General features: G+C 68.7%; 13 protein-coding genes. 7 read left to right on the forward strand and 6 right to left on the reverse strand.

Going from position 1 to position 10,547, the window contains the following annotated elements; translation table 11 throughout:
* Window positions 1-45: 45 nt before the first annotated feature.
* Window positions 46-720 (forward strand): isochorismatase family protein, encoded by a 675-nt coding sequence (locus ACFVIV_RS30515; RefSeq protein ID WP_379202250.1) that lies wholly within the window; start codon window positions 46-48, stop codon window positions 718-720.
* Here the strand turns inward: ACFVIV_RS30515 and ACFVIV_RS30520 are convergent.
* Window positions 702-1,112, reverse strand: a complete 411-nt coding sequence (locus ACFVIV_RS30520) for a nitroreductase family deazaflavin-dependent oxidoreductase (RefSeq protein ID WP_379202252.1) — start codon at window positions 1,110-1,112, stop codon at window positions 702-704. The genes ACFVIV_RS30515 and ACFVIV_RS30520 overlap by 19 nt on opposite strands.
* 72 nt (window positions 1,113-1,184) lie before the next feature.
* Here ACFVIV_RS30520 and ACFVIV_RS30525 point away from each other — a divergent pair, with 72 nt between their 5' ends.
* A complete protein-coding gene (locus ACFVIV_RS30525) occupies window positions 1,185-2,318 on the forward strand; it encodes a P1 family peptidase (RefSeq protein WP_379202254.1) in 1,134 nt (377 codons plus the stop codon).
* Between the two features lie 5 nt (window positions 2,319-2,323).
* On the opposite strand, the gene ACFVIV_RS30530 is transcribed toward ACFVIV_RS30525, so the two are convergent.
* The gene (locus ACFVIV_RS30530) at window positions 2,324-2,728 is read right to left on the reverse strand and encodes a hypothetical protein (protein WP_379202255.1); all 405 of its coding nucleotides are present in this window, start codon (window positions 2,726-2,728) and stop codon (window positions 2,324-2,326) included.
* Window positions 2,729-2,972: 244 nt separating this feature from the next.
* Between ACFVIV_RS30530 and ACFVIV_RS30535 the strand changes: the two genes are divergently transcribed.
* Complete coding sequence (locus tag ACFVIV_RS30535; protein ID WP_379202257.1) at window positions 2,973-3,821, forward strand: hypothetical protein; 849 nt, start codon at window positions 2,973-2,975, stop codon at window positions 3,819-3,821.
* Window positions 3,822-3,997: 176 nt separating this feature from the next.
* A complete protein-coding gene (locus ACFVIV_RS30540; RefSeq protein WP_379202363.1) occupies window positions 3,998-4,873 on the forward strand; it encodes an LLM class F420-dependent oxidoreductase in 876 nt (291 codons plus the stop codon).
* A 5-nt stretch (window positions 4,874-4,878) separates the two neighbouring features.
* Here the strand turns inward: ACFVIV_RS30540 and ACFVIV_RS30545 are convergent, their stop codons facing one another.
* Together ACFVIV_RS30545 and ACFVIV_RS30550 are read right to left on the reverse strand one after the other, a co-directional pair.
* Window positions 4,879-5,313: a T6SS immunity protein Tdi1 domain-containing protein gene (locus tag ACFVIV_RS30545; protein ID WP_379202259.1), complete on the reverse strand. Its 435-nt coding sequence runs from the start codon at window positions 5,311-5,313 to the stop codon at window positions 4,879-4,881.
* A gap of 51 nt (window positions 5,314-5,364) precedes the next feature.
* Window positions 5,365-5,775 carry a hypothetical protein gene (locus tag ACFVIV_RS30550; protein ID WP_379202261.1) on the reverse strand — a complete coding sequence of 137 codons (411 nt, stop codon included), beginning with the start codon at window positions 5,773-5,775 and terminating at the stop codon, window positions 5,365-5,367.
* 192 nt (window positions 5,776-5,967) lie between these two features.
* On the opposite strand from ACFVIV_RS30550, the gene ACFVIV_RS30555 reads away from it, so the two are divergent.
* A complete protein-coding gene (locus ACFVIV_RS30555; protein ID WP_379202262.1) occupies window positions 5,968-6,705 on the forward strand; it encodes an ankyrin repeat domain-containing protein in 738 nt (245 codons plus the stop codon).
* 3 nt (window positions 6,706-6,708) lie between these two features.
* On the opposite strand, the gene ACFVIV_RS30560 is transcribed toward ACFVIV_RS30555, so the two are convergent.
* Both ACFVIV_RS30560 and ACFVIV_RS30565 read right to left on the reverse strand, forming a co-directional pair.
* The gene (locus ACFVIV_RS30560; protein ID WP_379202264.1) at window positions 6,709-7,992 is read right to left on the reverse strand and encodes a VWA-like domain-containing protein; all 1,284 of its coding nucleotides are present in this window, start codon (window positions 7,990-7,992) and stop codon (window positions 6,709-6,711) included.
* Window positions 7,992-9,089 (reverse strand): AAA family ATPase, encoded by a 1,098-nt coding sequence (locus ACFVIV_RS30565; protein ID WP_379202266.1) that lies wholly within the window; start codon window positions 9,087-9,089, stop codon window positions 7,992-7,994. Before ACFVIV_RS30565 ends, ACFVIV_RS30560 begins: the two co-directional genes overlap by 1 nt.
* A 115-nt stretch (window positions 9,090-9,204) precedes the next feature.
* On the opposite strand from ACFVIV_RS30565, the gene ACFVIV_RS30570 reads away from it, so the two are divergent.
* Window positions 9,205-9,561: a hypothetical protein gene (locus ACFVIV_RS30570; RefSeq protein WP_379202268.1), complete on the forward strand. Its 357-nt coding sequence runs from the start codon at window positions 9,205-9,207 to the stop codon at window positions 9,559-9,561.
* Window positions 9,562-9,749: 188 nt separating this feature from the next.
* Window positions 9,750-10,445 carry a TetR/AcrR family transcriptional regulator gene (locus ACFVIV_RS30575; protein ID WP_379202270.1) on the forward strand — a complete coding sequence of 232 codons (696 nt, stop codon included), beginning with the start codon at window positions 9,750-9,752 and terminating at the stop codon, window positions 10,443-10,445.
* Window positions 10,446-10,547: the final 102 nt, after the last annotated feature.

Below are 10,547 nucleotides of genomic sequence, written 5' to 3' on the forward strand. Positions count from 1 at the left end.
GGCCACCGGCCGATGTCACCCACGAAGACGACACCCGGAGTTCTGATGCCCATCCCCCCGATTGCCCCGTATTCGATGCCGACCACCGCCGAGGTCGTCCCCAACCAGGTCGACTGGACCATCGATCCCAGCCGTGCGGCGCTGCTCATCCACGACATGCAGCAGTACTTCATCTCGGCCTACGACACCACGCGCGATCCCGCGAGCACTCTCATCGACAACATCGCGACCCTGCGCGCCCGCTGCCACGACCTCGGCGTTCCGGTCATCTACACGATGCAGCCCGGCAACCAGCATCCCTCCCGGCGGGGGATTCTGGCCGACTTCTGGGGCAGCGGCATGTCCGTGGGGCCGGACACCGAGGTGATCGAGGAACTACGGCCCACACCGCGCGATATTCAGGTCACCAAGTGGCGCTATTCCGCTTTCCAGCGCACCGACCTGCGTGATCTGCTCAGCTTCTACAACCGCGATCAGCTGATCGTCACCGGCGTCTACACCCACATGGGCTGCATGCTCAGCGCGGCGGACGCGTTCATGTCCGATATCCACCCGTTCCTGGTGCAGGACGCCACCGCGGACTTCACGCGTGACGAGCACCTGATGGCGCTCAACTACGTCACCCGGCGCTGCGGCGCGGTGGCGACCACCGCCGAGTTGCTGCACCAGTTGGGCGGCGTCCCGGTCTCGGCCGGTGCGGGTCAGGCCGATTCGCGGTAGACGGCGATCACGGGGATCCGCCGGGTGGTCTTCGCGCGGTAGTTGGCGAACTCCGGCAGGAGTTCGACCATGCGGTTGAAAAGAGTCTCGGCCTCGTCACCGGTGAGGAATTCGGCCTTGCCGGTGTAGGTTTCGGCGCCGAGCTCCACCGTGAGCCGGGGATTGGCGCGCAGATTGTGATACCAGGCGGGGTGCTTGTCGGCCCCGCCATTGGAGGCGATCAGCACGATGCGATCGGTATCGGGGACGTAGACCAGCGGATTGGTGACCGGGCGGCCCGACTTGGCGCCCGTGGTGGTGATGAGGACCATGTACCGGCCCTCGAAGGTGCCGCCGACCTTGCCGTCATTGGCACGGAACTCCGCGATCACGTTCTCGTTGAACTCGTTCATCTAACCTGCAACAGAGGTTACGCCGGGAAAACTTCCCGGCCGAAACGATCGAAATGTGGTTCGGTGGATTGCATGACATCGACAGGGCAACCGCGGGCGCGCGATATCGGACTCGAATTTCCCGGCACACCGGGGCCTTTCAATGCCATTACCGATGTGGCGGGCGTCGAGGTCGGGTACCGGACGCTCATCGAGGGCGAGGGCGCGCTGTCGGTCGGGCGCGGACCGGTGCGCACCGGGGTCACCGCCATCCTGCCGCGCGGGCGGGCCGGGCTGGGGCGGCCCTGCTCGGCGGGGTGGTTCTCGCTCAATGGCAATGGGGAGATGACCGGCACCACCTGGATCGACGAGGTGGGGGAATTGGCTGTGCCCATTACGATTTCCAACACCCACGCGGTGGGCGAGTGCCATACGGGCGTGATCGAATGGGTCAACGAGGTGCACTCGGGCCGGGGCCGGGAGTGGCTGCTGCCGGTGTGCGCGGAGACCTGGGACGGCTACCTCAACGACATCAATGGCGGACATGTGACGCCCGCGGTGGTGCGGCGAGCCCTGGACTCGGCGCGGTCCGGCCCGGTCGCCGAGGGCTCGGTGGGCGGCGGCACCGGCATGAACTGCTACGGCTTCAAAGGCGGCAGCGGCACCTCCTCACGTCGAATCGCCTTCGGCGCCGAGACTTTCACCCTCGGTGTCTTCGTTCAGGCCAACTTCGGTGCACGCGCGGAACTGACCGTGCTCGGCCGCCCCGTCGGAACCCAGCTCGACGTGCCCAATCCCATGCAGGCGCCGGCGCGCCCCGAACCGCCCGCCCCGGCCGGCGCCGGATCGGTCATCGCCATCGTGGCGACCGATGCGCCGCTCTCGCCCGGGCAGTGCAAGGCGCTCGCGCGCCGGGTTCCCATGGGGCTGGCCAGAACCGGGACCACCGGCAGCTTCTTCTCCGGTGACATCTTCCTGGCCTTCTCCACCGCCGACGACCGCGAATCCACCACGAACTTCCCCGGCGGGGAGATCTCGGAGACCGAGATCGAATCGCATCGGATGATGCCGTGGAACCGCATGAACCTCTTCTACTCGGCGACCGCGCACGCCGTCGAGGAAGCGGTCCTGAACTCGCTGATCGTCAATCAGGACATGACCGGCAGGGACGGTAACTTCTCGCCCGCCCTGCCGCACCAAGCCCTGCTGGAACTGCTGAAGCAGTAGGGATTTCACGCCGCAAGCGCACCATTGATCTTGCGGATCAGTTCGGCGGCGGCCGGATGCGGCCGCCCGCCGTACACCTGTTCGGCGGCGCTGATCGCCGTGGCGATGGTGCCGCGGAAGTTGCCGACCTCCTGCGGGGCCTCGGTTTCGAGGATCCGCACCGACGCGGTGAGGGCGGGCAGCACGACATCGGCGATGTCGGCCACGGTGCGCCCCTTCACATTCGGCTTCGCCTTCTTGTCATTGACGACGTGCCCGACCAGCCCCGTCGCGGAGGTCAGCGCGGCAGCCGCCGCCATGCTGATGGCCCCCGCCCGTCCCCGATCGGCGCACGCCAGCAGGGTGACGACCCCGTGCGCGGCGGTCTGCACGGTCCGCTGGTCGTCCAGGCTCAGGGTGATGGTGCTCATTGTCTTGCTCCGTTTCGGTTGGTGTGTCGTGCCGTTCGGCGTGCTTCACACAGTGCTCGCCGCCGCTGACAGCGCCCTGACGGCCCGCCTACACCCGCTGACAAGACCGCGGTTTCGCGACCGTTAGCGGTTCGTTGGTCGATGCAGAGTCACTCCTCGGACCATCGGTGCAGAACACAAGCAAGGGTGATCCGAACCGCAGTCAACGTGGGGCTGATCAACCCACCAGAAAGGTGAGAAGACCATGACCATCGCCCCCAAGTCCGCCCTGAAGCGCACCGCCATGGCCGCCTCGGCCTTCGCGCTCGCCGCCGGCGCCCTGCACCTCGGCACCGCCCCCGCCTACGCCGTCGCGGGCCCGACCTCGAAGTACGAATGCCGCGACGTCCAAACCCCCGGCAGCCTCTTCCCCGGCGACGAGGTCGCCTGCACCCTCACCGTGAGCACCGCCGGCAATGACACCTTCACCAATGTCGTCGCCGAAGTGACCCTCCCCGGCAACACCGTCTACCAAACCGGCGGCGCCCTCCAAGGCACCCAGAAGGTCGTCTTCAACCTCGGTGAAATCACCAAGGCCAAGAGCGCATCCGCCACCCTCACCGTCATGGTCGAAGGCAAAACCCCCGACAAAACCGCCATCTCCAGCGAAGCCGTAGTCAAGGGCTTCGCCCCCAACGGCGCCTTCGACACCACCGCCGCCTCCAACACCCTCACCACCACGACCAACGGCGCCGGCCAGGGCGGCGGCAAGTTGACCGCCAAGGAGGACCGCGCCTCCGTCAACACCTTCGGCCGCGCCGAAACCCCCATCTCCGACCTGGTGGACGCCCCCGCCGGCGTCACCCCCAAGATCGAACTGGTGACCAGCACGGAGCCCAAGAAGGGCTACGTCATGTCCGCCATCATCGACAACGGCCAGAAGATCGCCTGGTCCGCCCTCTGCACCGCCACCGCCCAGGAAAAGACCGAAACCTTCACCGTCAAGATCACCGCCAACGGCCAGACCGTCGAAGCAAAGGTCACCGTCCTCCTCGGCGACAACGTCGCCAACCAGGGCCTCGTGCAGCCCGCCAACTGCGCCCCGAAGCCCTGACCCCATCCGCGCACGCGGCCCCCAATGGCACGGTCGGTGCGGCTCCTCGAAGCCGCGCCGACCGTGCTTTCGTGTGCGGACAACACGATTCGGTGCGGATAGCAAGGGATCGACAGTCCGTGGAAGCGGTGCGGGCGGCGCACAAGAATGAGGGCATCGACGGATCGGAGGAACTCATGGAGCTCGGATTTCATCTGCCCATATTCGAGATCGACGGGGGCGCAACGGCTATCGCTGGGGAGTTGGCGAGGGTAGGGGTTGCGGCGGAGGCGTCGGGGGCCACCTGGTTGTCGTTCATGGATCACTTCTTCCAGATCGAGCCGACCGGGTTGCCCGCGGAGTCGAACATGTTGGAGGGGTACACCACGCTGGGTTTCATGGCGGCGCACACTTCCACGATCGAGCTCGGGCTGCTGGTTACCGGGGTGACTTATCGGCATCCGGGGCTGCTGGCCAAGATTGTCAGCACGCTGGATGTGTTGTCCGGTGGGCGAGCCGCGCTGGGGATCGGGGCGGCCTGGTTCGAGCGGGAGCATCGGGGGCTGGGGGTTGCGTATCCGCCGGTGGCCGAGCGGTTCGAGCGGCTCGAGGAGGCGTTGCGGATTTGCGGGCAGATGTGGGATCCGGAGAACAACGGGCCGTTCGAGGGGAAGCACTATCAGCTTGCGGAGACGTTGTGCGCGCCGCAGCCGTTGCATCGGCCGAAGGTGCTGATCGGTGGGGCGGGGGAGCGGAAGACGTTGCGGTTGGTTGCTCAGTATGGGGACGCTTGCAATTTGTTCGCCTCCGATCCCGCGGAGGTCGAGCACAAGCTCGGGGTGTTGCGGCGGCACTGTGATGATGTGGGGCGGGATTACGAGGAGATTCGCAAGACCGTGCTGGCGTATTACCAGTATGAAAATCCCAATGGACGTGACGAATTCGTGCGGAGCATGGCTGATTTCGCCAAGCTCGGGATCGATACCGCCATTGTCATGCCGCCCGGCGAGTCGCCTGCGGCGTGGATCGATGGGATCGCGCCTGTTGTTCCGCGGCTCGCCGAACTCGGGTAGGCGGGCTATTCGAAGCCGTGGGCTTGGGCCACGAGGTCGAAGAAGACCCAGACTCCGCCCTTGTCGTAGGAGTCGGGGTGTTCGGAGCCGCCCAGGAAGGGGTAGGGGGTGGCGATGTAGACCTCGTCGGGGGCCAGGGGGCCGAGGCGCTTGCGGATCTCGGCGACGTGGCCGGGTTGCAGGACGTAGGTCACGAAAGACGGGTCGAAGAGGACCTTGTCGATGAAGTCGGTGACTTCGGTGAAGGCGCCGTAGCTCTTGGTGCCGGCGCTGTAGGGGTCGAGAACTCCGTACTCGCCGGTCCGGGTGCTCATCAGGAAGGCGTGGCCCAGGTCGGTGTAGCCGACCACCGTGTCGAACTGCGGGAAGTGCTCCGCCCAGGCCGGCATGACCCGGTCGAGGCGGACGGATTCGATCAGTCGGAAGGGCACGCTCGTCACGTGCCCATCCAACCAGAGGCCCGATCCTCTCCCGACCGCCCAGTCTGCACCTCAGCCCGCGAGCGCCCCGGCGATCTTCCGCATGATCTCCGTCGCCGCCGGATTGGCCCGTCCCTCGAGGCAGTAGTCCGCCGCCTCGATCGCGGTCGCGATGGTCCGGCGGAAGTTCTCCACCTCGCCGGGCGCCCGAACCTCGAGGATCCGCACCGAGGCCGTGATCGCCGGCAGCACGACATCCGCGATAGCGGCGATCGTGCGGCCCTTCAGGTACGGCTGCGGCCGCTTGTCGTTCAGCACGTGACCCACCAGCCCGGTAGCCGTCCGCAGCACATTTCCGGCGGCCGCCCCGATGCGCGCCGACATCGTCCACTCGGTGTCCCCGGCGGCCAGCAATGCGACCACCCCGAAGGCCGCGGTCTGCAGGGTGTGCTGATCGTCCTTGCTCAGCGTGACGGTGTTCATCGTGCTCTCCTCATCGGTTCTCCGCGCGGCCCATCCGGCGTGCTTCACACTGTCGCCGCCCCCGCTGACAGCGCACCGACGGTCCGCTGACAGCACCCGCGGCCATCGTCGAATGGAGTCCGGGCCGACGCGGTCGCGTCCGAATCCCATTGCGCCCGAATGGGTCGAGTGCGACCATGGCGCGTGTTGCTCATGCCGAAAAAGGTGCTGTGCCAAGGGGCGGAACATGAGGTCGGGTACCGCGACGGGCGGGTGACGGCGCCCGCGCACGATGAGGTCGCGGTGGAGCGGGAACGGGCGCTGGTGGCGCTGGGCGGTACGGCCGACGGGTGCTTCGCTCTGCTGTTCGGGGGATATCAGGCGTGGATAGCGCAGCGGATGGAACGGGCATTGCAGCGCGACGGAGTCGCGGCGGTCGAGGAGATGGCGGAGCTGGTGCGGTGCGGGGCGGACCCGAACCGGCGGGATCCGCGGAATCAGTTCACGCCACTGCATCGGGCGGTGCGGAGTAAGCGGGCCGACGTAGCGGAGGTGCTGCTCGGAGTGGGCGCGAATGTCGAGGCGCAGGCGGAACGCCACGGTACCCCGCTCCGAATGGCCTGTGCCATGGGCGATTCGGAGATGGTCCGAGTCCTGCTGCGATTCGGTGCGGACCCGCTGGCCGGACCTGATCGGCCACTGCATGCGGCGGCCGAGTACGGGCGGGCCGAGATCGTCGGGATGCTGCTCTACGAAGGGGTGGAGGTCGATTTCCGCGACGGGGCGGGCCGGACGGCCCTGCATGTGGCGGCCGCCAACGGGCAGTCGGGAGTGGTGATGTTCCTACTCGCGGCGGGGGCCGATCGCGACCTCGTGAACAAGCGCGGGCGCACGCCCGCGCAGGAGGCCATGGCGCAGGGGCATTTCGGGGCGGCCATGCTGCTGGCCTGAGGATCAGGCGCCGGCGTGCTCGACCGTGACGGATTCGATCCACGCGGGCGGCCGCGGCGGATCGGCGCCGATGAGCACCGCGATCAACCGGGCTCCGGGCGCGGCTTCGGGCCACGGGGTATAGCCGTCGGTGAGCACCACGATGACCTGGGGCCGATGCGGAAGCCGCAGCGCCGCTTCGATACCGACGGTGAGATCGGTGCCGCCTCCGCCGCGCAACTCGATGTCCTCGAGGCGGTGAATGCGACGGACCGAGTGCACCTCGGCATCACAGGCCAGGACGGTGATGCGATCACCGCCCAGGCCCACGGTCCGCAGGATGCCGGTGATCTCGCCATAGGCGGCGGCCAGGTCCCCGGGCAACATGGAACCGGAGGTGTCGATGACCACCGCGACCCGGGGGAGCGGCCGCGCCAGGGCGGGCAGGACCACGCGCGGCACCGCCACACCGCGGCGCGCGGGACGGCGGCGGGTGTAGTCGATGGCGCCGCTGGCCCACGAAACCGCTTCGCGCAGACCGCCGGCCAACCGGGTGCGCCAATCGACGACGGGTTCGAGGGTCTGATCCGCCCACAGCAGCCAGCCCTCCGGCACCGAACCGGCGGTGCGATCGTGCGCACGGATCGCCTCGGCCGTGGATTTGCGCAAGGCGGCGGCCTCGGCGGCGTGCACGGCGGGCGTCTCCGAATCCGCGGCGGTTTCCCAGGGACGGGCGCCGGGAACCGCACCGGAACCGCAATCGGTCCGCGGACCCGGGGGCAACCCGAACCGGTCGGCCAGACGGTCCGCTGGATCGGACCCGTCGTCGTCCCCGGAGCCCGAGGGCCCGCCCGAATCCTTCTCGTCCGCAACGGCTTTCGCGAGCAGCCGCAGGTACTCCTCGAACAGCCGCCCCGCCGGCCACTCGAACAGTCCGGGATGCACCACGCCCTCGGGCAGCACCAGTCCGTCCTCGAGCAGATCGTCATTGATCTCGCAGTCCTGCGCGATGTTCACCAGCATCGGATGCACCGGCTCGGCGAGCTGCGCCGCCCGCTCGAAGTGCGCGCGCAGCAGATGCGACACCTCGTGAATGAGCACCCCGGCCAGCCCCGGAACCTCGGTGCTCGCAACGAATTCCGCGTTCACGTAGCAGCGCCAGCGCGCATCCACCGCCAGCGTCGGCACCAGCTCGGAGGGCACCATCGTCAGGGCATACAAGGCCGTCGCCAGATACGGCCGATCCGTGGCGGCGCGAAACCTGGCCGCCAGCAACTTGGTCCGATCCAGCTCGCGCGAATCGTCCATCAGCGCGCCGGCATTCGCCCGGACAGCCGCAGCACATCGATGAAGGCATCCAGCACCGCCGGTGCGGGCCAATCGAATCCGGTGCGCAGCGCCGCCAGATCGAAGGCCGCGCGCGCCGCCACATCGGGTGATCCGGCGTGCACCGCCTTGCCCAGCACGTCCCAGGCGGCCTCCCAGCGTTCCCGGGTCACCCGCCCCTGCACCGCCGCCACCACGGCGGTGAGGAAGGCCAGCTGCCGGTCACCGCGCCGCGGCAGCGCGAAGGCCGCCGGATCGGCCAGCACCGCTTCCGGATCCGGCAGATCCAGTTCGGCGATGAAGGACAGCAGTTCCAGCCCCGCGCCCGGCCCGACCGCGCCGGACACCGCCAGCGCGACCGCCTGATCGTCGGCGCCCGCGGCGAATCCGAAGGCGAGCAGCCGCACCACCATCTCCCAGGTGCGCGGGGACGGCCAGGCGCGGCCCCGCTCCTCGGTAGCGGAGGGCAGCCGATGCGTGAGAGTCGGCCGCGCGGACAGGAATCCGGCCACCAGGCCGCGCGCCTTGGCGACCGCCGAGGTCCCGGCCGCGGCATCCACCCGCGGCACCGTCACCGCCGGCCAGGTCCCGGCCAGCCCGCGCGACACCACCGCCGGATCGTGCACCCAATCCAGATGCACGAAGCGATTGGCCAGCGGCGGGCTCAGATGCCATCCGTCGGCCGCACTCGCTGCCGGATTCGCCGCCGCCACGATTCGCACCGGCGGCGGCAGATCGAGGCTGCCGACCCGGCGTTCCAGCACCACGCGCAGCAGGGCGGCCTGCACCGCGGGCGGCGCGGAGGACAGCTCGTCCAGGAACAGCAGGCCCTGCCCGGCCCGCCCGAGCCGCACCGCCCAGTCCGGCGGCGCCATGGGCACGCCGTTCACGGTGGGATCCGGGCCGACGATCGGCAGACCGGAGAAGTCCGACGGCTCGTGCACGCTCGCGATCACGGTCTCGACGGTGATGCCGAGCCCGGCGCCGAGCTGCCGCAGCGCGGCCGTCTTCCCGATTCCCGGCTCGCCCCAGAGCAATACCGGCAGATTCGCGCCCACCGCCAGCGCGAGCGCGGACACCGCCGGATTCTCCGCGGGTTCGAAGCGGTAATCGGTGCAGCGCTCAAGTAAGGCGTCCGCCGCGGCCAGCGCCGGCGGCGGAACGGGCGCACCGGCAGACGATAGGGGTGCAGCGTTGGATGCATTCGCCGACGCCGTGTGCGTATTGGCCGTCGCCGTGTGCGCATTCGTGGATGCCGGGTGCGCCTCCGCGGTAGCGGTGTGTGAATTCGCTGAAGCTGTGTTCGGGGCCGCCGAACCTATCGGTGCGGTCGCCGGACCCGTGGTCGCGGTACCCGAACCCGTGGTCGCGGTCGCCGAGTCCGTGGGCGCGATCGCCGAACCCGTGGTCGCGGTCGCGGAGTCCGTGGTCGCGGTCGCCGAATCTGTGGGCGCGGTCGCCGGACTCGTATCAGTGGTCGCCGCTGTGGAGTTCGTAGCGGTACGGCTGTCCGCCCCCGCCCGGTCGCCGGGCCGATCATTGTGCTGGTAGATCACAGTCGGATTCCCTCGTTGTCCCGCGCCCGGTCAGCGGATTTCGCTCCGGCCCGAATCACCGTCGAGCCGCCCGGCCCCCACGCCCAGGTATACACCGAGATCGCCGGTGCCGCAGGCGAGTGCGGGATCGGGTTAGTGTTGGATAGGTGTTCCAATTCCTCGGCGACAGATGAGGTCAGCGGAATGTCCAAAGCTCCCAGGCGCGCCTACCGCACCGGCTTGTCGCGCGATGTGATCGTCGATGCCGCCGTGGCGCTGACCGCGGAGCGCGGCATCGACGGGTGGAGCATGCGCGATCTCACCGGACGACTGGACACCTCCCTGTCGGTCATCTACCACCACGTCGGAGATCGCGGGCGGGTGTGCGCGGCGGTGGTCGACAAGATCTACGCCGACATGGCGCTGCCGATCGAGGAAACCGATTGGCGGGGACAGATTTCCGGCGTGCTGTCGCCGATGATCGACCATTTGGCGCGCTATCCGGGAGTCGCGGCCTGGCTGCTGCGCAACGGCCCGCAGACCGAGGGCCTGGTGCCGGTCATGGAGGCCGGGGTCACCCGCATGATCGAAGCCGGCTGGGGAGACGAGGCCGCGGAGGCGTACTCGGTCGCCTTCAATACCTGCCTCGGATTGATCGCGCTGGGCGATCAACCGGCCGGCAGCGGCGAGTCCGGGCTGACCGGCCTGCAGCGCACCATCGAAACCCATCCGCAAGCCGGGCCCGGAGCCGAGCGCATGCGGGAACTGGCCGCACGCTTCACCGGTGACGCCGCGGCGGCCGCGCGCCGGGAGTACTGCCGCTATGCCCTCGACCGTGTGCTCGATGGGCTCGAGGCCCGGCTGCACGCATTGAAAACCGCAGGTTCCGCCCAGCGCTGAGCTGATCCCCGCGCACCTTCGCGCGGTATCGGCAGGGCTGAACAACACCCTTGCCAGTGCCGTGAGTTCCGCTGTAGCCTCGAAATTAGAACAGTGATCTAA

The organism is Nocardia sp. NPDC127526 (assembly GCF_042672265.1).
Lineage (GTDB): Bacteria > Actinomycetota > Actinomycetes > Mycobacteriales > Mycobacteriaceae > Nocardia.

Bases quoted from the DNA above. Each gene is read 5' to 3' on its own strand.
- ACFVIV_RS30515 (WP_379202250.1), top strand. From the start codon at position 46: ATGCCCATCCCCCCGATTGCCCCGTATTCGATGCCGACCACCGCCGAG.
- ACFVIV_RS30520 (WP_379202252.1), bottom strand. From the start codon at position 1,112: ATGAACGAGTTCAACGAGAACGTGATCGCGGAGTTCCGTGCCAATGAC.
- ACFVIV_RS30525 (WP_379202254.1), top strand. From the start codon at position 1,185: ATGACATCGACAGGGCAACCGCGGGCGCGCGATATCGGACTCGAATTT.
- ACFVIV_RS30530 (WP_379202255.1), bottom strand. From the start codon at position 2,728: ATGAGCACCATCACCCTGAGCCTGGACGACCAGCGGACCGTGCAGACC.
- ACFVIV_RS30535 (WP_379202257.1), top strand. From the start codon at position 2,973: ATGACCATCGCCCCCAAGTCCGCCCTGAAGCGCACCGCCATGGCCGCC.
- ACFVIV_RS30540 (WP_379202363.1), top strand. From the start codon at position 3,998: ATGGAGCTCGGATTTCATCTGCCCATATTCGAGATCGACGGGGGCGCA.
- ACFVIV_RS30550 (WP_379202261.1), bottom strand. From the start codon at position 5,775: ATGAACACCGTCACGCTGAGCAAGGACGATCAGCACACCCTGCAGACC.
- ACFVIV_RS30555 (WP_379202262.1), top strand. From the start codon at position 5,968: ATGCCGAAAAAGGTGCTGTGCCAAGGGGCGGAACATGAGGTCGGGTAC.
- ACFVIV_RS30560 (WP_379202264.1), bottom strand. From the start codon at position 7,992: ATGGACGATTCGCGCGAGCTGGATCGGACCAAGTTGCTGGCGGCCAGG.
- ACFVIV_RS30575 (WP_379202270.1), top strand. From the start codon at position 9,750: ATGTCCAAAGCTCCCAGGCGCGCCTACCGCACCGGCTTGTCGCGCGAT.